Raw genomic sequence first — 24,641 nt, forward strand, 5'->3', positions numbered from 1 at the left:
CAGAGAGGACGTGTGAAAACGTGGGTTGATATAACTGTTAGATCAAATGACATGTCGGTCAGGTCAATCGTTCGAGAAAGGGAGTTCTGTGATGAAGCGTCTAAAAAAAATAAGTTCCATCCTTTTCGCTATGATCGTTTTTATACAAGGTTTGGGTATGGCTTCGATGAGTCCTATGACCGTTCAAGCGGCTGAATCCGTTTCACCGAAGTTGCTGAGCGGTAATAGGTTAGGTGAATTGTTCCCTGCGAATACAATCGTCATGAATACAGGAGCCTCATATACTTGGCAGCAAGATGGGCTTTATGCAACGGAATCCAATCTTGTCGCTTCAGATCCTTTGGCTGCACGTAAAATGATGGACGGTTCTGTAAGCGTTGTCAGTACGGCTAGTCAATCTGGAGAAGCTTATGGAACAGTCGTCTATGACCTGCAAACTGTAAACCGTCTAACATCCTTGCAGGTGTGGTCAGAATTTTCAGCTGCAAGCGGATTGAAACAGGTAGAGATTCATGCAAGTCTCGATGGCATCAATTACAATCGTGTTGCGGTAACTGAGAGTGTATATGGGAATGATGCGGGCATTGTGCCTGTGAGCAGCGATATGAAACCTGCCCCGTATGCAAGATATGTAAAGGTTGTGCTTCATAAAGATCCAGCCAAGCTTAAGTTGAGCATTGGAGAAATTGCCATTTGGGGTGATGCTGTTCAGGAGCCGGCGATTCTAAGCAATAATCAATTAAAGACCGGTGGTTACTACGGGGCGGGGACGCCGAAGTTGGATACGAAAGCGACGTATAAATGGAATACGGAGCAGCCTTTTGTAACACAGGCAGGATTACTTGCAACGGATAATGAGGCTGGTGCGAAGAATGACGGCAGTGCAGGTGGCTTGCCTGATCTGATTGATGGCTCGAGCACCGAGGGGACAGCGGATACAACAGCCAGCATGACGGCAGGTTCGCAAGGTCAATATGGAACCGTCACATTTGCATTAAATGACGTATACCAGATCGGTTCAATTGATGTCTGGTCCAAAGCGAGCAGCGCAAATTTCATGGATGGTTATGAGGTTCTGTTAAGCTTGGATAACATCAACTATTTTTCCACAGGTTACACGGCCAATCCGAACAATCGGTACTCAGATGCGATGCTCAATACGCCCTCCTACGGAATCCCTGGCAAGCACGCCAAGTATGTCAGAATCGTCATGCATAACGCCAACGATTCCGACCGGTTAATTGCTGGCGAGATTGCGATTAAGGGGTGGAGACTGTATGATGCGACACTTATCAAGAAAGACATGCCGGATCTAGTTGAACTCACCACGACTATTAAAAATTACAACACGTTGTATCTGGATTGGTCAGCCTACAATTCGGTGGTCAATAAGGTGAATAAATACAGTATCTATATACAGAAGAATGACTTTACATCGACGAATGGGCTAACCGCTCGGGTGACAGCTGAAAATGGGTCAGCCGAACAGAAGGGGAAATTCCTTCTCGTTTCATCCTTAGAGCCAGAGACGACTTATTACATAGCTGTAACGCCAACGAGCACAACTTCGGGTGAACGTAAGGATGTCAACACAATTAAAATAACGACGCCTAGTGTCCTTGGCGGCGAGAAGATTGGGGACATTTTCGCCATTAATGATACACCCTACGGTGGAGGAAATTATGTTCATCACGGGGACAAAGAGGAAGAAAATATCATCCGTAAGCTTATGCTCATGCGAAGCATAGAAGGGATTAATCTTAATCGGTGGTGGATTCATGATTCTTGGGTTAAAGCATTCTCGAATACATACGGAATCGGGTTCCATACGTTTTACCATGGTCCTCAAGATGTACCCATGGAAAATAAGCAAGGGACTTGGACCTTCTCTACCGTCAATGAGCCCGATCTGAAAGGGACGAATCCCTCTGCACTCGCCTTACAGTTTAAACAAAACCACGAGAGCATGAAGGCAGTGGACAACCGAAATTTACTTATTGAGCCTGCTTTAGGCGGGACTGAGCCAGCAAGTATGACTTGGCTTGAGAATTTGTATAAATCCGATGGCCAAAATGGCGCTGTAGTAAAAACGTACTTTGATGTTCTTGATGTGCATCCTTATGTGAAAAATCATGAAGGTAGTCTGCCAGGTCTCGTCCCAGGCGCCCCGGAAATGCTAATCGGGAAAATAAATGAAATCGGTGCACTGAAAGCTAAATATGGCGATCAACATAAGCCCGTCATATTCAGTGAACTTGGATGGAGCACATATACAGGAAGCGGCTATCTCCGACCTGTGGATAAGATGACTCAACGTAATTACTTAGCTAGAGCCTATATGCATGCAATTGCTGGCGGTATTAAGCGCATGCATTGGTATGATTTCCAAGATGACGGAGTCGATCCGACGAATCTGGAACATAATCTGGGCTTGATCGATTGGTATGGCATTCCGAAACCAAGCTATTATGCTTACTATACGATGGCAAAAGTGTTGAAAGACGCCAAGTTTATTGGACCCAAAGCGAATGTTGATCATCCGTATTATGGATATGAATATTGGCATGAAGGGAAAAATCAGTACATTACATCGCTGTGGGCTGCTGATGAATCGACCAAAACAGCCACTTTCAAAACGAAGGATACCAGCCTTACTGTTGTGGGTATTGATGGGAGTTACGCCTACTTACCGGTTAATGATGGGATTGCAAGTTTAACAATTAGTGGTGCTCCTGTTTTCATATACTCGAGCACGGGCTTGGAGATCACTTCGATTGATGATTCCTTTGTATTAAAAAACACTTCGGTGGATGTAAGACGTGGCGATACGCTCCATACGGTTATTCAACGTTCTGGCTTGGGAGCGGAACTGAATGGAAAGATTCAACTCATGGGTCCCTCCGGTGATTGGAAACTCGAAGGTGATGAAAGCTTTACTGCAGGAACAACGGCGATCCCGGTTGCTATCCCCATCCCTTTTAACGCGGAAGAGAAGGTCCATGAGGTTACGATTCAAGTGATCTCGGGTACGTCACTCATTGCAGCCATGAAATTGAAGGTCAACGTACTTGAGACCGTCAAAGTTCGTATTGTGCCTGAGGTTGCAGTGCCTGGAAGATGGAATGAATGGAATGCGGCAATCTATGTAGAGAATGCGACTGCTGACAAAGAGCTAAACGGTACCGTTCGAGTTACGGAGGCGGTATATCTAGCCCTAGGCCAAGGAAGCCCAATTACTTTCAATCGCTTATTGCCAGGTGAAATTACGAAGATCACCATGCCGATTACCGCTCTTCCGGAACAAGCAAGAGCTAAATTGAAATTATCCATTGATTTGGATAACGGATTTACGAAGATTGTGGAAAGACCGTTTAATTTTATTGCAGCTGTAAACGACCAGACAGCGCCAATTATCGATGGCAAGCTATCTGAGGAAAGCTGGAGTAATAGCATGCCCATCGTCATAAACAGACCAGATCAAATTAAAAACATAGCCAACTGGGGCGGTGAGGCTGATTTAAGCGGCAAGGGCTTCCTGAAGTGGGATATGAATCAGCTATACTTTGGAATGGAAGTTCAAGATGACAAGCATTATCAAGTTGGAGCTGGCGGTGATCTGTGGCAAGGGGATAGCATCCAATTTGCCATTGATACTGGAAGAGAAGGCGGAGTCGGTAGCTCAGCCAACAATGAGTTCGGCATTGCACTTGGCGAACAAGGTCCGATGGTTTGGAGATGGCTCGCGGCTAACGGCAAGCCAATAGGGGAAATGACGACTGTGCAGTCAGCTGTTTATCGAAGCGCCATCGCGACTACCTATGAGCTCGCGATTCCTTGGACAGAGCTGCTGCCTCCAGGTCGTACAGTGACGGACAAAGACATTTTTGGCTTTTCCATGCTCATCAATGAGAATGATGGAACAACCCGCCGAGGTTGGCTTGAATACATGAGCGGTATTGGTTCCAGTAAGAACACGCAGTTATTTGAGGATCTGATATTCAGCCAAATCAATGCGCCTGAAGTAAAGGTTACTGGCGTGAAGCTTGACCAACCGACAGTAATTTTGAACAAGGGGCAATCCATGGTTCTGAATGCAACTGTACTTCCGAGTGATTCAACCAACCAACAGGTTCGGTTTACAACCAGCGATCCAGCGGTGGTCAGCGTATCGCAAGAGGTCTATGGCTTGCAAGCAACGGTGACAGGCGTCTCAGCTGGAACGGCAACGATTCGTGTGACGACCGTCGATGGCAGCTATTCGGCGACTAGTCGAGTAACCGTTCAGTTACCTTCAGGTGAAAGTAATGTGCCTTCAGGCGGGGGAGCATGGATGCCAGCGCCAGTTCTTCCTGAGGTTCAGGCTGGAACGATCCGCTTTACAAACCCGGTGCTGAATCAAGACGGAACGCTTGAGATTGAAGTACCTATGGATTCCTTGGAGAAAGCGATAGAAGGAGCATTATCATCTGATCGAACGCTTATCATCGATATTGCGAAAGTGACAGGTGCCAAGAAATTTCGGCTTAAGCTCCCTGCAGCCATTCTTGACTCAGCTCAAAAGAATCATATTGAAAGAATCCAATTCCGAACAGGTTTGGCGACGATAGCGTTGACTCCTGATGCGCTGTCTGACCAAGTGAAGCCGAACTCAGCTATTTTGGAGATTGTAATGGAGGCGCTACGTTCAGATGCGCTTACTGGAGCAGCGGATTCCCGCATAGGAAACCAAGCTGTATATGATTTTAATGTCATCCTGGACGGGATTAACATTCATTCGTTTTTCCATAGAGATGCGGTTCAGATCTCCATGGACTATATGCTCGCACCTGACGAGAACGGCGATCAAATCATTGTGTACCACATCCGAGATGGTCAAACGCTTGAAGTGGTGAAGAATGGGAAATATGATGCCGCAACAGGTCAAGTCACTTTTACGACAAATCATCTTAGCTCATATACGGCCTTCTATACGCATGTGACTTTCGGGGATCTTCAGGAAGCCGTGTGGGCGCAAAACAGCATTGAAGCATTAGCAGCAAGAGAAATTGTAAATGGTATTGAAAGTGATCGCTTTGCTCCGAATGAACAGGTTACGAGGGCCCAGTTCATTCAGATGCTGATGAATGCCTTTGATCTGACAGAAGCGGATGCTACAACGAGTTTCAGCGACGTGAAAAAAGACGATTGGTTCTTCAAAGCAGTGGCAAGCGCTCAGAAGTTGGGAATCATCCAAGGGTATGAGGATGGGTCCTTTGGTGCCAGTCAACCCATATCAAGACAAGATATGGCGGTTATGGCATCTAGAGTAATTACGTTAGCAGAGATTGAGTTGCAGACCCTGATCGATGGTGTGAGTTTCGATGATCAGCACGACATTGACGCTTATGCTCAGGAAGCGGTTAAGTCCATGCAAGCGGCTGGTATCATTAACGGATTAGTTGAAAATCGATTCGCACCGGATATGAATGCGACACGTGCACAAGCTGCAAAAATCATTTATGGCCTGTTATTTATGTAAATCTGAATGGGGTCGGTAACCATAGTTCTCAGATGGTATACCGACCCACTAGTTAACCATCCAGAAAGGAGCTTTGCCATGCGTATTACGAAAAAAAGTTGTGCTCTGATAAGTGCTTTTGTGATTCTTCTTGGCTCGGTTTCCGCAGTGACCCCCGCTAGTCAAACCGTACAGGCGGCAGTCAATCAAAAGCTGCTAAGTGGGAACGCAGTTGGAAGTGAATTGTTTCCGGCAGATGCGCCAGCAATTGCAACAGGTGCGTCTTATACTTGGCTGTCCGAAGGGACCCATGCGACAGATCAAGGTCTCCTTGCATCGGATGAATCAGCATCACCGGATATGTCGGATGGTGGTAACGGCCCAGATGACAATGCCAGCAATTCGACGGGGAGTGTTGTAGGAGCGGCGGTTTATGGAACGATCATCTATGATTTGAAATCCGTATTTAAAGTATCCTCAGTTACCGTATGGGCGGACACGAACAATCAAAGTTATATGGATCAGTTAGAAGTATACGCCAGCTATGACGGTCTAACTTACAATCGGGTCGGGATTCAGGAGAACACGAATGCGCAAGATTCGGGTTTTGCTCCTGTTTCACTTGCCATTAAGCCTATAGTCAATGCGCAATATATGAAAGTTATTATGCATAAAGATCCGAACAAGCAAGTCATGAGGCTAGGTGAAGTGGCGGTATATGGAGATGCACTTGAGCCTATGGCGATACTCAGTAATAACTATTTGAGAGCTTCCGGCACCTACAATACGTCCAAGCCGAAAATTGCAACAGGGGCTTCTTACACGTGGTTAACCGAGAATCCATTCATCACTGATGGCGATTTAATCAAGTTTGATAACGATGGATCCAAGAATGACACGGTAGGGGGACAGCCGGATTTAATCGACGGATCTAGCACGGAATCCGATGCAGCCTCAACGACCAACTCGATCTGGGGCTCCAAAGGTAAATTCGGTGCGGTTGTATTTAACTTGAACGATGTGTATCAAATTGGGAAGATTGACGTATGGACCTTGGCATCGGGCGGGAATAAGTTCATGGACGGGTATGAAGTTCTCGTCAGTACAGATGGTGTGAATTACACATCCCTCAGTTACACGACGAATACGAGCAGCCGTACGGCTAATGTGTTCGTGAATACACCAAGCTACGGCGTTCCTGGTCAGTTTGCCAAATATGTCAAAATCATTATGCATAACGCGAATAATTCGGAAATCCTGACGGTGGGAGAAATAGCCATTTGGGGCTGGAAGCTTTATGATGCGTCACTTCCTAAGCAGGCAACACCGGATCAAGTAGAGTTCACGGGTAAGCTCAAAAATTACAGCACGATGTATCTCGATTGGTCCAGTTACAACAGTGTGGTTAATAATGTAAACAAATATGGTGTTTACGTGGAGACCTCACCTTTTACTAGTACATTGGGATTAAAGCCTAAGTTTACAGCTGAGGCAAAGTCCATTGAACAATTAGGTAAATATCTACCCTATTTCGCTTTGAAGCCAGAGACAACCTATTATGTAGCAGTGACCCCCTTTCAAACGACTGGTGTTGAAAGGCGTGATGTGCAGACGTTGAAAGTAACAACACCATCTGTGCTTGGAGGTGAAAGTGTCGGAGATATATTCGCCATCAATGATGCTCCCTATGGGGGAGGAAACTATATGCACCATGGTGAGACTGAAGATCTCTTTTTGATGACGAAATTGCGTTTGCTAAGAGATCTTGGAGGTATCAACAAGAACAGATGGTGGGATCACAGTAATGCTATGAAAACCCTTTATGGTAAAAGTGGATTGAATTTCCACTACTTCTATCATGGACCGAGTTATGTTGAGGCGGATAATAATGGAGGAGCCTATACATTCTCTACCTATAATGAACCTGATCTTGCCAATCGAAATCCAGCTTCTGTAGCAAGTCAACTCAAAATAAACCATGAGAGCTTGAAAGCTATCAGCAGCAAGAGCCTACTTGTAGAGCCCGCACTTGCGGGTCTCGATCGTTTAGATGCCACCAAAGGTTTGAATTGGCTGGATGATTTCTATAATTCCGATGGGCAGAATGGTGCTTTAGTGAAGACCTATTTCGATGTCATGGATGTCCATCCTTATGTCAAATATGAATATCCAGCTGTACCTGGACTTGATCAAGGTACTCCGGAAAAGCTCCTCGACACGCTGAAGCAATTGAAAGACACGATGACGAGCCACGGTGATGGAGACAAACCGATTGTTATTACGGAGTTAGGGTGGAGCACTTACACAGGTGGAAGCTACTTGAAAAAAGTAGATCGTGCGACCCAACGTAATTATTTGGCTAGAGCTTATATGCATGCCATTGCAAACGGAATTCGTACCATGCACTGGTACGATTTTGCCGATGATGGCACGGAGACGAATAACTTGGAGCATAACCTAGGGTTGATCGACTGGAATGGTAAGCCTAAGGAGAGTTATTACGGTTACTATACGCTGATTAGAGTGTTAAAAGATGCAAATTATTTAGGTGTGGTACCGGGCATTGCCAATCCTTACTATGGCTATCAATTCTGGGATGAGAATAAGAATAGATACCTCACGTCTTTATGGGATGCCAGTTGGCAAACAACAAGTACCAATTCACGAACAGCGGTTATTGAGACGACTGAACCAGGAGTAACGATTGTTGGCATTGATGGAAGCTATAAATATGTCGCTGCAGTTTCGGGAGTTGTAAGCGTACCTCTTACAGGAGCACCGTTGTTTATTTATTCTCTGGCGAACGTAACTGTGAATTCCATTAATTAATGTATAATTATTCCTCCTGAAGGTCGTGTTAATGATACAATAAAAAACAAGTGCACGACCGAATGGAGGCCTGCCATGAGAAACAGTATTTCTGCGAAGGCCATGATGATTTATGGCATCGTATTCCTCTTTATTATCAGCCTAACGTTCTGGCTGTCCTATACGGGGACAGTGGGTAGGCTGCAAAAGGATTTGAAAGATACCAATCTGGCACTATTGAAACAAGTCGACTCCAAGATCGAAGGTGCCTTCCGCCAGACGGAAAAGGATTTGCTCTCCATGGCCGAGGGGTTGGAGTTTATTTATTTTATGAATAATAGCTATAGTGATGATGCACAAAGATACAGTATCCATTACACACTGACGACAAGGCTGAGGGATTTTATCGCGAATAATCCGAATTACTCCTCTGTATTTGCTTATTCTCATGTTAGCGGAGATTTAATGACCGAGGCAACCTTTTTAAAACAAGCCTCGACAGAGTTTAATTGGTTAGCCCAATATTTGGATATGCCGGAATATTTTAAGTGGTTGTCGACGCAGAAAGTATGGGATGGTCAAAAAACAAAGGATGTAATTACTTTGGTCCGCAGTTTTCCTGCCCTCAGTAGCCCCGGCTTTAGGAAGGGTCTCATGGCCATTAGTATTCAAGAGGATGAATTGTTCCAAATGATTAAGACGATCTATGAGGATGGTCATCCCGGCCATTTCTTCATTCTGGATGCAGAAGGGAACGTCGTTACGCATGATGATAAAACTCAGCTTTACCGCAATATGAAGTCGTTACCCTATATAACTACGATACTAACAGATTCGGATAGCGGTTCGTTTAACGTTAAATTGGATGGCGTGCAGCAGTCTGTTTTTTATCGGACAAGTGAATATACGGGATGGAAAGTTGTCAGCATTATGCCGGAATCGACGGTATTTGAACCCCTTAAAGTTACACGTAATCTGTTGCTCATTTTTGCCGTTATCATGTTCAGCCTCGCGTTGTCTGCCTTATTCTATGTGAATCGCTGGACCTTTAAGCCGTTAGACCGATTAGCAGGCAAGATGTCGGGTATGAAGAAGGGGAGAGGACAGGGAGCTGAGAGCATTGGACTCAGCAGCTTAGAGCATATTTTCGATGAAATCCTAACAGACCGTGAGCACTTGGAACAGCATGTGAGGGATTCGAAGCCAATGCTCAAATGGAAGATCATGATGGAGCTATTGAATGGCAGTCGTTCTGACTTCCATGCGGTGTATCATCATTTAGAGTTTCAGGGGATACGCATGTATCCGGAGCGCTTCCTTGTGTGTACAGCAGAAATTAGCAAAGATGGCGAACAACTGTCACCGCGTGACGAAGCTTTGTACACCTATATGTTCTGTAATGTTTCGGAAGAGCTGATTCGATCAGAGCATGCGGGTGCCGCTATTGACTTAGGAGGCGGCAGGGCGGCCGTCTTGCTAAGTTTTGCTGAAGGTGACCCCGAGCAAAATCATTTGCGGACATTGGTCATTCTTGAATTAATTCTCGATATTATGAAAAAACAATTCGGTTTGTCAGTGACGGTAGGTGTAGGCACATGCCGTATGGATATGCAGGAGATACCACGTTCGTTCGATGAATCCCAAAAGGCATTACTCTATAAAATGATTTTCGGAAAACACTCGGTGATCTCTGTAGACGATTTACAGCCGCCAGACCGACAAGATTATTACAAGCTAAGCCGAATGTCCGATCCAGTCATGGAAGCTTTAAAGCAGACCGATCGGGGTAAGATGCTTGCTTACTTGTCAGATACCTTCCGTGCAGCTGTCGAAAGTAATCTTCCACCAGAGTTGATCAGGCAGCTGTGCTATGATCTCATGATGAAGTCACTGCAAACTGTAAGTGCAATTGGCATTGAACCGGAAGTATCGATGGGGCCATTGAGCAGCATTTATGAGCGTATCGCAAAGTGTGAAAACTGGAAGGAAGCCGAACAGCTGGTCGGCGATATTCTCGAGGGTTTGGCATCACAAATAGAGGAAAAGCGAAGCCAACGCGGAAAGAATGAGACGATTGAGCGAATGCTGGCTTATATTCGGACGCATTATCAAGAGCATGATCTATCTTTGGAACGACTGGCTAGCATGTTTCATCTGACTCCTCCTTATATCAGCAGATTGTTTAAGGATCACACGGAGAGCAATTTTATCGATTATATGATTGAGATTCGCATCAAGGCTGCCATGGAGCTGTTGAAAGACAAGTCGATTAAAGTAAATGATGTATCGGATGCAGTAGGATATGCGAATACGAGGAGCTTCCTGCGAACGTTTAAAAAATACACGGGTTTAACACCAACCGAGTATCGAGAACACATGTTGAAGCGAGAAACGTCGCAAACTGTTTAATGAAGTGGCCACGATGATATCATCGCGGCTTCTTTGTTTTCATAGGAAATCATGATACTGTTGAAGAGGTATAAACTACTATTTTTTATATGCTAAGGAGATACATACATGCTTCTTTCAAAAGGACAAAAGGTAGATGTCACGAAAGGAAAAGCGCTATCCAACCTACGATTGCAATTCGGCTGGTCGGCAGACCCAAAATTGAGCATTGATTCTTCCTGTTTTATATTATCTGATAATAATCGGTGTGAAAAAGACGAAGACTTTATCTTTTACGGGAATCCAGCTGCGCTAAATGGCGGAGTGACGCATGGTCAAGCTAGTGGGCAAGATAAAGAAGCCATCTCCTTATCTCTTTTCAAGATTCCAGCAAGTACGGCTAGAATTGCATTCTCGTTAACAATTCATGAAGGCGAAAAGTACGGGTATGATATGCAAGATGTTTCTAATATGTATGTAAGGCTCATCGATGTCGATCGTGGCGAAGAGCTTTTTCGTTTTGAATATGGATCAGACTTGTCGAAAGAAACAGCCATAGTCGTTGGGGAATTATATAGGCACAATGGGGAATGGAAGTTTAATGCGATTGGCAGTGGTTTTTTTGGCGGATTAGAGGCGTTATGTACGAACTATGGTTTAGTGATCGAGCCGGAGGTAGAGCAAGAAACGGTTGAAATAGAAAAGATGCCTGTCCTCTCAACCATCGATCTACGTAAGAAGATTGTTCAAATCACATTAGAAAAGAAGAAAATGAACAATGTGGCTGCAAGAGTGGGTTTAGTGCTCGACATCTCAGGATCTATGCAACTTTTGTATAAGAACGGGACAGTTCAGGAGGTTGTTGAACGGATACTGGCGGTAGCATGTAAATTTGATGATAATGCGACTCTAGACATTTGGGTGTATGACAACGAATTTAGTCGATTGTCTGCTGCAACAGAGCGGGATTTTGATCAATATGTGTTGAAAAATATTTTGAATAACAGAGATATCCATAAGTTTGGTCGTAATAATGAACCTCCTGTTATGAATGATGTTATTCGTAAATATACAGTTGAAGAGGATTCAACTCTTCCAGCGTTTGTTATCTTTATTAACGATGGCGGAGTTGTAAAATCAATTAAAAAAGTAATCGTGGAATCCTCACTCAAACCACTTTTTTGGCAATTCGTCGGAATAGGAGATTCCGATTTCGAAGTCTTGAAAAAGCTGGATACGATGGAGGGGCGAATCGTAGACAATGCCAATTTTATTCACATTAAGGATATTGCTAAAATATCCGATGAAGATTTATATAATCAGTTGCTGAACGAATTTCCATTATGGCTAAAAGAAGCGAGGGATAAAAGGGTTATTCGGAGTTAACGAACGGGACCTTAACCATTCAATCTCAAGGGCTACCCCAACAAGGGTAGTCTTTTCATCGTAATGCTAATACATTATTAATGATTTTCTATATAGATATTAAACATTTATAGGTTATGATAGGTTTTAGTTCAGTAACCGTAGAGTAGACAGGAGTTGACCATCCTTTTGATACACCTATTATCCAGGCTCGCTAGGCAATGGCGGCATAATTTTAACCTGTTCCGCAAAGCCCCGGGCGTACAGTCGGTGGGTCTGAAGCTGTTGGTCTGGGCAGTTGGCGGCACAGCGATCCTCTTTGTTGGATTCAGTTTTTTTTCTTACTCACATTCGCAACAGATTGTCATAGACAAGGTGACTTCAGCTACCAAGCAAACGGTTGTGCAATCTAGAGACACGTTAAATATTGTTTTTCGAAATTACGAGGATTTAACCTTTAGTATTTTGACTGATGAGGAAATGTTGAATCAACTGGGCATTTATGGGAGTGCGGCAACAAGTCAGAATGAGAAATTCATGGCTAGGAATAAAATTGTTGAGAGCTTCGCTATTCGATTCTTTAGCAAAAGTGATATCACGAATATTCATGTGATCCCAGTAGATCCGAAGCTGAAAGAAATTACAACGGATACGCTCCATGCGGAATTAATCGAGTATAGTAAAGAAGAGTGGTTTCAGAGGGCGGTTATTGCCAATGGTGAAATCGGATGGCTCCCTACGAAGAGATATGGTTACTCGGATTTAGGACAACCCTCTTTTGCCATCAATCGGCTCATTAAATTGAGATCAGGTATGAAATATGTGCTTCTCATTGAGATCAGCTCTGAGGTATTAAAGCGTTCCATAGGTGATATATCAAGTGGAGAAATGGTTGTTCTGAATCCGGCTAATCAATTGTTGACTAGGACGAATTCAGAAATCGAAGGAGACTTCTATCATATTCCTAACTTGTTCCGAGCAAATCCAATTCATGCTGGACATCCTTCCGAAAGTAAGACGGTCAAGGTGAATGGGGAGATGCAACTGGTTGTTGCGGAGAAGATAGCGGCCAGTGACTGGACTGTACAGGCTGTGATCCCAGGGGCGGAATTGTTTAAAGATGCGAACACGATTGGCAATAGTATGTTGATAAGTATGATCGGAATTGCAATCATTACCTACTTATTTAACTACTACTTACAACGGCGACGGAATGCGAAGAAAATCCGATATATGGCTTACCACGATCACTTGACGGATTTAGCAAACCGGAAGATGTTTATGGAGGTTATCGAAAAGGAAATTCAATCCGCGCGGCAATATAAGATGGGATTTACCGTTCTTTTTCTGGATCTGGACAGGTTCAAAATTATTAATGATACATTTGGCCATGAAGCGGGCGATAAACTGCTCATTGAAACAGCGCGCCGACTAGAAGATATCCTGGATAAATCATGTACCATCGCTCGTTTTGGCGGGGACGAGTTTCTGGTGCTGATACCGAACTCAGGGGATCCAGATGCAATATTGACAATCATTCAAGAGATTACCTCTCAGATTCAGAAGCCGGTATATTATGAAGAGAAAGAGCTTCATGTCTCTGTTAGTATAGGTGTTAGTATGTATCCACAGGATGGAAATGATATCCAAATTCTAACTAAGCATGCGGATACTGCAATGTACAGTGCGAAGGAAAGCGGCAGAAATAATCATAAGTTTTATAACACCACGATGGAAAAAAATACATATGAAAAGCTGTCATTAGAAAGAGATTTGCGCCATGCGATAGAGCGGGATGAGTTGTTTCTCTATTATCAGCCTCAAATCGAACTAGATTCGGGGTGTATCATCGGGGTGGAAACGCTAGCCAGATGGAATCATCCGAAACATGGTTTCATTCCACCCTCGGAGTTTATTCCAATTGCTGAGTACTCACGACTCATCGTGCCCATAGGCAAATGGATTCTATATACAGCGTGTAAGCAAAACAAAGCATGGCAGGACGCAGGGCTCCCTAAGGTGCATGTAGCTGTCAATTTATCGATTCACCAGTTCCAGAATTCAGAGATTATCCAAACCGTTGCACAGATCCTGGAGGAAACAGGTTTGGAACCGCAATATTTGGAATTGGAAATTACGGAATCTATTGCGATGCAAGATGTGGAGCAGGTTATTTTAACTTTGCAAGGCTTGTATGCCTTAGGGGTGAAAATTTCCATTGATGATTTCGGCACAGGTTATTCTTCCTTAAATTATTTGAAAAATTTCCCGATTCAACGGTTAAAAATTGATAAATCGTTTCTGGATGACATTGTACGCAATGAGAAAGAACGTGCTATCGTCGGAGCGATCATCATCATGGCACACAGTTTGAATTTACGAGTGACAGCCGAAGGCGTAGAGTCTATGGAACAAGTAGCTTTATTACAAGCCTGCAATTGCGATGAGATTCAGGGTTACATTTACAGTCGTCCCATTCCGACAAGCGAATGTGCAGAATTGCTAGCAGAGAGAAGGGTGTTTGACACAACTGGGAAACAACTACAGAATGGCTAACCATTTGAGCGCGAGGGGGGAAACCATGATGAGGATTAAACAACGCGAAAGGAAGAATTGGTTATTCGTTATGAATTGGATTGTGCTTGTGACCTTTGTAATAGGGTGTTCCGGTCAGGAGCATCCCTTGCCAACTTCATCGCCATCTAACGACACGAAAGTAACGCTTCGCATGATCGAGAGCTTGACGAATCAGAGTCGAACGGTCATTTTAAAAGGCTTACTTACCCAATTCGAAAGCCAAAACCCCAATATCCATGTGGAATTAATATCACCCCCGTTTACGCAGGCGGATATTACCATTAAGACGATGCTGAATGTGAAGCAGGAGCTCGACGTTATGGAAGTCAGAGATATTAATGTCGCTGATCTGGCGAGTCAAGGCTATATTGATCCATTAAACACCTACATGTCTTCTTGGGATGAACTAAATACGCTGTCTAATGCAGCCAAATCGATCTCAGTTGTGGGACGTAAGAATTACTTTATCGCGAACGGCTTGTATCAACGTCAAATGTTTTACAGAAAGGATTGGCTGGAGGCTGCAGGCCTTCAACCACCTTCTTCGTGGGAAGAGATGTATGAAACGAGTAAAAAACTAACAGACGCTGCGAAGAATCAGTACGGCTTTTCCTTTCGTGGCGCTAAAGGTTCGATTTCTACCTCGGATACGTTGATCCGGGCCTATAATGGCGATCTCGTAAATCTGGATGATGGTCAATTCCTGAATGATGGGTCGACGATATACACCTCACCTGAAGCGATGAAAGCGATGGAATTATATATGAACCTGTATAAGGATGCTTCGCCACCCGATTCGATTTACTGGGGATTCCAAGAACAGGTGGAGGCGTTCACCTCAGGTGTGACAGGTATATTGCTGCAGGATCCAGATGTTATTCAAACGATACAGGATAAAATGCAGCCAGGAACGTGGGCAACAGCACCCCTGCCAACAGGCCCCAAAGGAAAAGCGCTTGTAAGTGTAGGCGGAGCCGGATGGGGGATTGCCTCGTATTCCAAACATAAAGCTGAAGCATGGAAGCTGATTGCTTTTCTTTCCGGAGCTAAGCAAAATACGGAATTATCCAAAAAATACGGCCTGATACCGATTCACACCTCCGCGGTTTCTGATGCATTTTTCCAAACAGGACCCTATAGAACCTTGCTCGATATGACGCTCAAGCCAGATACTTTCCTTCTCTTCAAACCACCTTTCCAATATCCAGGCAATAGCAGCTGGGACAAGGTAGCGATGGAATCGGGGCAGGCGATGCTATCAGGGAATGCCACAATTGCGGAAACGTTAAGTAAGTGGGATGCTTTCTGGAAGGAACAGAAACGAACAACGGGGATTGAATTGAACAAGAATTGAAACGTGATAGAATAGAAGATAGTTGATTTGTTTTTGAAAAGGAGAGCCCCAAGTGATTCCAGATATAGGGAACCTAGTTACTATAACTCAATCCTTAGATCAAGCCGGCATTCGTTACTCGTTAGGTGGCAGCGGCTTAATGCTGAGCCTTGGTTTAACGAACACGGTGGGTGACTGGGATGTTATGGTTGAAGCCCCAAAAGAGCAGGTCAAGAATGCGTTGCAGCACGAGCACATCGAAGAAATAACGAGTGGTGACTACCCATTTGGCACGGACTATAAGCTAGTTGTACAGAGTGATGCACCTCAGGTAGAGATTATCGGAGGACTCTCGATTTATACGGATGAAGGTCTATGCAGACTGCCCTCCATCCCGAGTGCTACTTGGAATGGTATTCAAGTTGGCAGCCCTGAGGTCTGGTATGTGGCCTATGCCCTTATGAATAGGAGTGCGAAGGCGGCGATATTGCTGTCCTATTTGAAAGAAGTCGGTGCTAATAAAGACATTCTTATCAGACTGATGAATGAACCGCTTCCTAATGCGATTATGGGAGAAATCGGATTTCTGATTGAAACGTAAAAGGATGGAACAATGGCAAATCAAATCACAATTCAGGCGTTAAAATATGGTAATCGTCAACATTACGAATGGAACACAACCTTATTAGAAAAGACGGATTCACATATTGTTGTTCTAGGTGAGTACGGAAGACAGCTGCATCATTACACGAAGCAAAGTATATTTACGATTGATAATTGGTCTATTGAATTTTTCTCATTTGATTCTTGGTTTACAGTTAGCGTTGAAGTTGTTGACGGCAGGTTAGAACAGTTCTATTGTAATATCAATCAGCCGGCAGTGATGAAGGGGAACTCCGTTTCTTTTGTTGATTTGGATTTAGATTATGTGAGAAGAAATGGTGTCTGGCAGGTTGTTGATGAAGATGAATTTGCAGCCCATGCAATTCAATTCGGTTATCCCGTTGATCTGATTCAGCAAGCCGAGCAAGAGTTAGTGACTTTAAAGGAAAAGGTTGCAAAAAAGGAATTTCCGTTTGATGGTTATCTCGAAAAGTTCATGAATTGTATTCCTAGGTCATGCAGGTAATGAATACGAAACTATGGGGAGGTTTCATTTATCATGATTACGGTACAAATGATACTAGATCGCCTTATTGAACCCGTTGGACAACTAGAGAAGACAGTAGATACGCTGAAAAGTGGACGGTTGGATGCGGAAGTTCGAAAAGTGGCTGTTGTATTTATGACGACGTATGCGGCAATTAAGCAAGCTGTCGAAGCAGGTGTCGATCTCATCATCACGCACGAACCGACGTATTACAACCATATGGATGAAGGCGAGTGGCTTAGCGGGAATCCAGTGTATGAAAAGAAGCGTGCGCTGATCGAGGAATCGGGTATTGCGATTTTTCGTTTGCACGATTACGTACATAGCTATAAACCAGACGGCATTCTGGTAGGCATGTTGAAGCAGCTAGAATGGGAATCTTATGCAAGTCCTGAGAATATGAGGCTGCTTACGTTGCCTCTTGATGAAGTGCATACCGTACGCACTCTTGTTGCTCATCTGAAAAGTAAACTGGGCATAGAAAATATGCTTGTAGCCGGGAATCCGGATCTGCCCGTGAAGCGAATGGGCCTAATGCCAGGAGCTTCCGGTGGCCGTTCTCATATCAAATTCCTCGGAAGTCAGGATATCGATTTACTGATTGTTGGCGAGACGAGTGAATGGGAAACAAACGAATATGTGAGGGATGCCGCGGATATGGGACTGGCGAAGGCGCTGATCGTAACGGGACACCAGAAGAGTGAAGAAGCGGGCATGCAGACAGTTGTGGAGATGTTACGCGAGGCGTTTCCTGAGGTGCAGGTGGCATTCATGGAGTGCCCGCTTGCGGTACAGCGGATTTGAGAATGATGAAAAAGAAGCCTGTCGCTTTGCGCGGCGGCTTCTTTTTGCTTTGTGAGGCCCGCTCGCCATCCACCACCTCTCCCTCGAGCCCGCCATCGACCACACATCCACCCCACCACGAGCCCTCCTCGAAGCCCTCCATTTTGCGCAGGTTTAGTATATAAATGGAAAAAATACAGTTAATTTTGCCGATTTTCCTGAGATTGAGTGAATAGATGGAAAATGTACAGTTAATATAAGCACAATTAGCGGAATATGAGCTTTTGGCTAAAATTAACTGTATGAAATCCATCTATTGCTTGTAAATGAGTAGAATCAGCAAAATTAGCTACATAATATCCAGTTAATTTAATTTGGTCGACGTAGCGTGGGGCGAGGCAGACTATGATAGAAGTAGAAGTAGAGTAGAAGTAGGAGAGGCGTTTCAAGCAGCAGTAACGGTAATTATAGATTCATGCTTGAATTAATGGCATAATTAGGAAAGATAGTATTCCTAGCAAGGATGAATGCATTTGAGGAAGGAGATCGGGATTATGCAGCGCTTTAAGTATTTCTACAAGCAATTTCTGAAAGAGCCATTATGGTTTAAATTACTTGTCCTAACTGCACTGGTTATTGCAGTTGTGTTTAGTAGTTCTGGGTTTTCGACGAATGTCCAAAGTGTAGCCAAACTCGCTGCGGCGATCTTTTTTTGCACGTATGCGATAAAATTCCGAAGGCAAATTAAGATCTCTGGTGCATTTTATGTGCTAGCTGGGTTATGTTTGTATGTGGCGTGGGATCGGTTATAAGCGTTGTCTTACTAATCCAAGGTGCATACTAAGCATAGCACGGTCCCTTGGAGGTTAATTGAGGTGCCCACTCTCGCTTGCACAAAGCAAAGAAGCTAAGCGCAGTAAGCCGCTTAGCTTCTTTGTATGCCAGCACGTTACTTCTTCTTCCTACGCTTGCTAGCCAAGGTGTTAGAAGCCTTCCCATTCCCGCCGACGGCATCCTGCTGCTTCGTACCCGGACTTTCGATGGCGGAGTTGGTCCCACTCGTGCTGTACTTGCCAGCGCCGCTTGCCACTTGGGTAGCCGAAGCATTCGCTGCATGTTTGGGGAGCTTCACGATTTGATCGTTAATGACGACGATGATTTCTTTACCTTTATGACGGATCTTGGCTAATTGTTTACTGCCAACACCAGATAACCTGCCTTTAGCGCCTTTGGCTATTCTGTTCTTCGCTTTGCCGCCTGCTCCAACACTTTGTTGTTGCTGACTGTGCGGTGATTTAATAGCGGCGTTACTGCCAGCAGCACTGCTGCGGCCAGCACCACTTGCGAGTTGCGTCGTGTTCGGGGCATTCGTAAATTGATGGTTAATAACGAATACCAGTCTATCGATACCATGAATTGGCGATTGCGTAATGATACGTTTTTTCCCTTTTTCAATAATGATCGTGAGACGGTCTGATTTCATAGTCACACAGAACCTCCCCATAGGTCTTTTCTCTTATGTATATGTCTGTAGGACAAATTGGTAAGGGATAGTTGCTGAGTGGGTGAAAAAGAGGTGCGAGCTACACGTCTATGTCATCAGGTAAGAGCCGAGGTCTTTACGTCGATATACACTAAGCATGAGACCGATGGATATAAATTGAAGAATAGCAAGTAATCCACTATAGCTAATGAATGGAAGTTGAAATGTACTATATGGCGCTAGACCGATTGACATGAGCATGCTCCACGTAAACTGCGTTGTAAACACAGCCAATAGGGCAGATACGATGGCTTTCCCATAGGGCTCTTTCACCTTCCGGGAAACGTTAATGGTCTGCTGGACGAACAGAGCTACCATCATGACTAGGGCAATTCCAGCCCCCCAGCCGAAACAGTAGATGAGGAAGGGGAACATCATCTCGGATTGAAGCGCAGGCAGTTTACTAAGCGGAGCACCAAAGCCATATCCCCACCAGCCAGCAGATTGAATAGCTAATTTGGATTGAGTCAGCACATAATTCATTCCTAGCGGATCTTGATTTGGATGTAAAAAGGCGTAAAGACGATCGGCCTTATAGCTTAATTTGAGTACGAACAGGCCAAATGCAGCAGCAAGCAAACCACAATGCACAGCGAGAATGGCTCGCTTTTTTCGCAAAACCAGTAGCAAGGTCAAGCATCCGATAAAGAACAGTACGAAATTATTGATAGCGTGTGTAAATAAAAGGAGTGTACTTGGAAGCCAAACAGTTCCTACGTTGATCCAGCTCTTTCGAATGAACGCTCGCAGAGAAGGTTCGTTCGCACTGATTCTCAGTGGTTTGCTCCAAATTCCAGCTAAAGCAATGAGTAGCAAGTAGGGGGAGAGCGCAGGGATATTCAGTTGAATAAGCCCAAACCTAACATAACCTCTAATGCCATTCATCATATCTCCAGATAGCAGGACATAGCTAAGTAGCGTTATAGTGCCGATATAGAGGACCCATGAGTATCTGGCTAATTTACGATAGTTACTGAAGCCGATCAACAGCATCAAGCATGAGCCTATGCTAAAAAACATAACTTGTTTCATAGCAAGTGAAGTGAAATTATGACGATAGTTGGCGGCTTGAGCAGAGAATATAGCTACCAAACCGATGCCCATAAGAGCTACGACGACAACAAGAAGCCCCCAGTTAAAACGAGGCCGATGGGCAAGATGAAACTGCTGCCCGATCACATCAGGCGTCCCCATTTGAGAAATAGATTCCTTAACGGCTGCATCCAAATCGAACCCACTACTTAGTTTTTCCTCAATTAATTCCTGCAAATGACTTTCAAGCTCCAAACGAACTTCTGTATGGACTTCTTTTGCTTTAATTTCGCGACAAACCTGCTTCAAGAACGTAGTAATCTCCTCATGATGACGAAAGCTACTCATACGCCGCCCTCCCCAAGAACACGATCCACCGTATTGCGAAAAAGCGACCATTCTTGTTTCTTCACTTTGAGTTCGCCTTTGCCTGCTTTCGTTATGCGATAATTTTTACGTTTCCGTCCCTCTTTCTCATCCCAATATGCTTCAACATAGCCCTCAGATTCAAGTGTATGCAAAATGGGATAGAGCGTACCCTCCTTTAATGTGAATACGCCATCGGAATGCTTCTCCATCTCTTTGGTCATCTCATAGCCATACATGTCTTTGCGATCCAAAAGGGTAAGAATCAGAATGACGGTGCTTCCTTTCATGAGCTCTTTATTGATTTTCATGTAGTTGCTCCTTTTTGACTATAGGATTACGATGCATCGATTATCTATGTATAATATAAAACAAAAGGAAGGTAATGGCAATATATTGCTGTCATTTAGAGAAATTAGATGATAACACAACGCTAACCCAAAAGCCTGAAACCATTTTCAAGTGGATTCAGGCTTTTATATCTTCAACGAACGTCCACCAAAGATAAATTCAGTACATGAATCGGATAAAATCGGATATGTACAATATATTTTCAGCCCTTTATAATTGAGACTGATAATTATTATCAATTATAAAATAGGGAGTCAGCATTAGCATTCTAAATAGATGGCTTGTTCATCACCGGTGTGTGCTCTGCTGTACAAGGAGGAAGAAACCGAATGAAATCTTTAAAAATGATGATCGTGCTGTTGCTAGCATTAGCCGTTACGGCTTGCGGCAGCGGGGCAACAGGTGGAAATGCAAGTAGTACGACGGCGTCACCAGAAGAGGCTAAGGCAACTGCTGCAGCTGCGGTAGAGAAAACAATCAAGCACGCGATGGGGACAGTTACTTTGAAGAAAAAACCAGAGCGGATCGTCGTTCTGTTCAATGGTATGACGGATATTGTTACACACTTAGGCGTGAAGCCAGTCGGTTCGGTTGAGTCATGGGAAGAGAAGCCATGGTACAACTTTCTGAGATCCAATATGGAAGGTGTTAAGAATCTGGGTGAAGAAACACAGCCGAACGTAGAGGCAATCGTAGCATTGAAGCCAGATTTGATCATTGGGACGAAACCACGTCACGAGAAAATTTATCCGCAACTGGAAAGTATTGCGCCTACAATCATGACTGAAGAGATTTTTGATTGGAAAGCGAATTTGAAGTATGCAATGGATGCCCTTTATAAGGAGCAAGAAGGTGCGAAGATTTTAGCGGATTGGGATAAAGGGGTAGCGGAGTTTAAACAAAAAGCCGGAGATAAACTGGCGAAATCCGAAGTTTCGATTATCCGCTTTGAAAGAGATGGCAGTGCACGTTTTTATGCAACAGGTTTTGCTGGAACGATCTTTAAGGAACTCGGCTTACCGCGTCCGAAGGCACAGATTGTAGAGGGTAAGGCTGTAGTAAACATCACAACGAAGGAGCAAATGTCCCAGTTGGATGGCGAGTATATCTTTGATATTACACGTTTGAGTTCGGAAGAACCTGCGGTAGAGAAATCGCAGAACGATTGGACGTCTCACCCGCTCTGGAAAAATCTCAAAGGCGTGAAGAACGGTAAATATTTTAAAGTAGATACGATTACATGGAACTTATCTGGAGGCTCGATGGCAGCGAAAGCCATGCTAGCGGATCTCTACAAATATTTTGATATTAAATAGTTGAAACACTTAGGGATGAACGTTATGTTCATTCCTTTGTTGAAATATAAGGATTTGGGAGATTGTCATCATGAACCTTATGAATACGAGCTTATGGAAAACCGCTGGACTGTTCGCGCTGGTTCTTATCCTGTTTGGGAGTTTTGTTTCCAGCATTCTGTTCGGTGCGACGCAGTTTGACTGGCATACGGCGTGGGCTTCCATCTTTCATTACGACGAGAATATCAATGATCAAATCATTCTTCGTACAACGCGTGTGCCGAGGGCCTGTATTGCCGCTGCCATTGGCGCAAGCTTAGCAATCGCAGGTACGTTGATGCAGACGCTCACACGTAATCCACTGGCTTCGCCGAGTGTGCTCGGGGTCAATGCAGGAGCAACGCTATTCGTTGTTCTTGCAGCAGTTGCGTTATCGATTTCATCGATGCAAGCCTTGATGTGGATCTCTTTTATCGGAGCGGCAGTCGGTGCCTTATCCGTGTATATCTTGGGCTCTTTTGGCCGAGATGGCTTAACGCCACTCAAAATTGTGCTCGCAGGTGCAGCCATGACCGCTCTGTTCTCTTCCTTCACTCAAGGCATCTTGGTACTGAACCAACAGGGGTTAAGCACGGTGTTGTTCTGGCTGACGGGTACAATTGCGGGAAGATCACCGGATATGTTAATTACAGTCATCCCTTTCATGGCCATATGCTGGGTAGCTGCCTGGTTCATCGCGCGTGATATGAATTTACTTCTCATGGGTGAGGAGACGGCTAAAGGTTTGGGTCAAAAGACGATTTGGGTCAAATCAGTCGCAGGCCTTCTGATCGTCGTGCTTGCGGGCTGCTCCGTGTCGGTCGCAGGTCCAATTGGATTCATTGGCATTGTCATCCCGCATGTCTCGCGGTTTTTCGTCGGTGGCGATCATCGCTGGGTCATTCCTTATTGTGCCGTACTGGGGGCGATTCTGCTCATACTGGCGGACTTGGCTGCAAGATTTATTATGATTCCTGAAGAAATGCCTGTCGGCGTTATGACGGCCATCATTGGTGCCCCATTCTTTATTTATATTGCACGAAGGGGGCTTATCAAAACATGAAGGGTCATGTTCCGGTTCGATTGCGGCGCGGTGAGATTTCTTTTTTAGTCGAAAAAAAAGCGTTAAAGATATCCCTCTTGTTACTCGTGGTTTGCGTCGTGATTGCGATTGTAAGCACGGGGATGGGGGAAATGTACATTTCTCCGATTGATGTTGTCAAAAGTGTCATAGGCATTGGCGCCGATGATCACGCGATGGTCGTTCAAAAGCTTCGCCTTCCGCGTATTGTTATTGCCATGTTAGTAGGCGCTGCGCTGGCTGCGGCGGGTGCGATCATGCAGGGAATCATTCGGAATCCATTGGCCTCACCAGATATGATGGGCGTAACCGGTGGAGCTTCGGTAGCGGCGGTCACTTTCCTTACGTACTTCAATGGCATGATCAGCATTCGGTGGCTGCCGGTGTCGGCAATGCTGGGCGCTGCGGTTGTTTCCGTCATTTTGTATATGCTTGCTTGGAAAAAAGGGGTCACACCCATCCGCCTCATTCTGGTCGGCATCGGGATGTCTTCGCTCATGTCTGCTGCGACGACGATGATGATCGTGTTTAGTCCGAGAAACGATCCCGGCACAGCCTACCTATGGCTGACAGGATCGGTTTATGCGTCGAATTGGGAAAATGTGATGACCGTACTGCCATGGACGGTTATCTTGATTCCACTAGCTTTTCTATTAGCTCGTCATGTCAATGTTGGACAGCTCGGGGATGATGTGGCAGCAAGCGCGGGAAGCGCAGTGGAAATCAACCGCTTAGTCTTGCTGCTCATCAGTGTGGCGCTTGCGGGGGCAGCAGTTTCCGTAGCTGGCGCGATCGGATTCATTGGCTTAATCGCACCGCATATGGCACGCAAATGGGTAGGCTCGAGCTTTGACAGCCTTTTACCCGTCTCGGCACTACTCGGAGGCGCTATTGTGATGTTGGCTGATCTAGCGGGAAGAACGTTCTTTCTACCGCTGGATGTGCCAGTCGGTGTATTTACGGCAGCCGTAGGGGCACCATTTTTCATCTATTTGCTGTACACCAAGCGAAATTCAAGATAGGAGTGAAGAGC

Annotated in this window: 16 protein-coding genes and 1 pseudogene; 14 read left to right on the forward strand and 3 right to left on the reverse strand. The window is 44.8% G+C overall.

Going from position 1 to position 24,641, the window contains the following annotated elements:
• Window positions 1-91: 91 nt before the first annotated feature.
• The 11 genes and pseudogenes from ASL11_RS30400 to ASL11_RS30445 all read left to right on the forward strand — a co-directional run bounded on the left by ASL11_RS30400 (window position 92) and on the right by ASL11_RS30445 (window position 18,713).
• Complete coding sequence (locus ASL11_RS30400; protein WP_056623234.1) at window positions 92-5,518, forward strand: S-layer homology domain-containing protein; 5,427 nt, start codon at window positions 92-94, stop codon at window positions 5,516-5,518.
• Window positions 5,519-5,596: 78 nt separating this feature from the next.
• Window positions 5,597-8,326, forward strand: a complete 2,730-nt coding sequence (locus tag ASL11_RS30405; protein WP_056623237.1) for a hypothetical protein — start codon at window positions 5,597-5,599, stop codon at window positions 8,324-8,326.
• A gap of 75 nt (window positions 8,327-8,401) precedes the next feature.
• Window positions 8,402-10,714 carry a helix-turn-helix domain-containing protein gene (locus tag ASL11_RS30410; RefSeq protein WP_056623239.1) on the forward strand — a complete coding sequence of 771 codons (2,313 nt, stop codon included), beginning with the start codon at window positions 8,402-8,404 and terminating at the stop codon, window positions 10,712-10,714.
• Window positions 10,715-10,822: 108 nt separating this feature from the next.
• Window positions 10,823-11,335 (forward strand): annotated as a pseudogene (locus tag ASL11_RS37750) (TerD family protein); the annotation flags it as partial.
• Between the two features lie 63 nt (window positions 11,336-11,398).
• Window positions 11,399-12,079 (forward strand): vWA domain-containing protein, encoded by a 681-nt coding sequence (locus ASL11_RS37755; protein WP_056623620.1) that lies wholly within the window; start codon window positions 11,399-11,401, stop codon window positions 12,077-12,079.
• A gap of 168 nt (window positions 12,080-12,247) precedes the next feature.
• Complete coding sequence (locus ASL11_RS30420) at window positions 12,248-14,614, forward strand: bifunctional diguanylate cyclase/phosphodiesterase (RefSeq protein WP_157257107.1); 2,367 nt, start codon at window positions 12,248-12,250, stop codon at window positions 14,612-14,614.
• A 25-nt stretch (window positions 14,615-14,639) separates the two neighbouring features.
• Window positions 14,640-15,989, forward strand: coding sequence for an ABC transporter substrate-binding protein (locus tag ASL11_RS30425; protein ID WP_235550625.1), 1,350 nt, complete (start codon window positions 14,640-14,642; stop codon window positions 15,987-15,989).
• Between the two features lie 52 nt (window positions 15,990-16,041).
• Window positions 16,042-16,569, forward strand: a complete 528-nt coding sequence (locus ASL11_RS30430; RefSeq protein ID WP_056623249.1) for a hypothetical protein — start codon at window positions 16,042-16,044, stop codon at window positions 16,567-16,569.
• A 12-nt stretch (window positions 16,570-16,581) separates the two neighbouring features.
• Complete coding sequence (locus ASL11_RS30435; RefSeq protein WP_056623252.1) at window positions 16,582-17,097, forward strand: DUF402 domain-containing protein; 516 nt, start codon at window positions 16,582-16,584, stop codon at window positions 17,095-17,097.
• A 33-nt stretch (window positions 17,098-17,130) separates the two neighbouring features.
• Window positions 17,131-17,922 carry a Nif3-like dinuclear metal center hexameric protein gene (locus ASL11_RS30440; RefSeq protein WP_056623255.1) on the forward strand — a complete coding sequence of 264 codons (792 nt, stop codon included), beginning with the start codon at window positions 17,131-17,133 and terminating at the stop codon, window positions 17,920-17,922.
• A 533-nt stretch (window positions 17,923-18,455) separates the two neighbouring features.
• Entirely contained in the window at window positions 18,456-18,713 is a 258-nt protein-coding gene (locus ASL11_RS30445) for a hypothetical protein (RefSeq protein ID WP_056623258.1), read from the forward strand.
• 137 nt (window positions 18,714-18,850) lie between these two features.
• Here ASL11_RS30445 and ASL11_RS30450 read toward each other — a convergent pair whose 3' ends face one another.
• The 3 genes from ASL11_RS30450 to ASL11_RS30460 all read right to left on the reverse strand — a co-directional run bounded on the left by ASL11_RS30450 (window position 18,851) and on the right by ASL11_RS30460 (window position 21,153).
• On the reverse strand, window positions 18,851-19,384 hold the full coding sequence (locus ASL11_RS30450) for a hypothetical protein (RefSeq protein ID WP_157257115.1): 534 nt from the start codon (window positions 19,382-19,384) through the stop codon (window positions 18,851-18,853).
• Window positions 19,385-19,492: 108 nt separating this feature from the next.
• Window positions 19,493-20,824 carry an FtsW/RodA/SpoVE family cell cycle protein gene (locus ASL11_RS30455; RefSeq protein ID WP_056623264.1) on the reverse strand — a complete coding sequence of 444 codons (1,332 nt, stop codon included), beginning with the start codon at window positions 20,822-20,824 and terminating at the stop codon, window positions 19,493-19,495.
• The gene (locus tag ASL11_RS30460; protein ID WP_056623266.1) at window positions 20,821-21,153 is read right to left on the reverse strand and encodes a PadR family transcriptional regulator; all 333 of its coding nucleotides are present in this window, start codon (window positions 21,151-21,153) and stop codon (window positions 20,821-20,823) included. Before ASL11_RS30460 ends, ASL11_RS30455 begins: the two co-directional genes overlap by 4 nt.
• Before the next feature lie 369 nt (window positions 21,154-21,522).
• On the opposite strand from ASL11_RS30460, the gene ASL11_RS30465 reads away from it, so the two are divergent.
• The 3 genes from ASL11_RS30465 to ASL11_RS30475 all read left to right on the forward strand — a co-directional run bounded on the left by ASL11_RS30465 (window position 21,523) and on the right by ASL11_RS30475 (window position 24,630).
• Window positions 21,523-22,509 (forward strand): ABC transporter substrate-binding protein, encoded by a 987-nt coding sequence (locus ASL11_RS30465; RefSeq protein WP_056623270.1) that lies wholly within the window; start codon window positions 21,523-21,525, stop codon window positions 22,507-22,509.
• A gap of 70 nt (window positions 22,510-22,579) precedes the next feature.
• The gene (locus ASL11_RS30470; protein ID WP_056623274.1) at window positions 22,580-23,590 is read left to right on the forward strand and encodes a FecCD family ABC transporter permease; all 1,011 of its coding nucleotides are present in this window, start codon (window positions 22,580-22,582) and stop codon (window positions 23,588-23,590) included.
• Window positions 23,587-24,630: a FecCD family ABC transporter permease gene (locus tag ASL11_RS30475; protein ID WP_056623277.1), complete on the forward strand. Its 1,044-nt coding sequence runs from the start codon at window positions 23,587-23,589 to the stop codon at window positions 24,628-24,630. Before ASL11_RS30470 ends, ASL11_RS30475 begins: the two co-directional genes overlap by 4 nt.
• Window positions 24,631-24,641: the final 11 nt, after the last annotated feature.

Source organism: Paenibacillus sp. Soil750 (assembly GCF_001428045.1).
Lineage (GTDB): Bacteria > Bacillota > Bacilli > Paenibacillales > NBRC-103111 > Paenibacillus_E > Paenibacillus_E allorhizoplanae.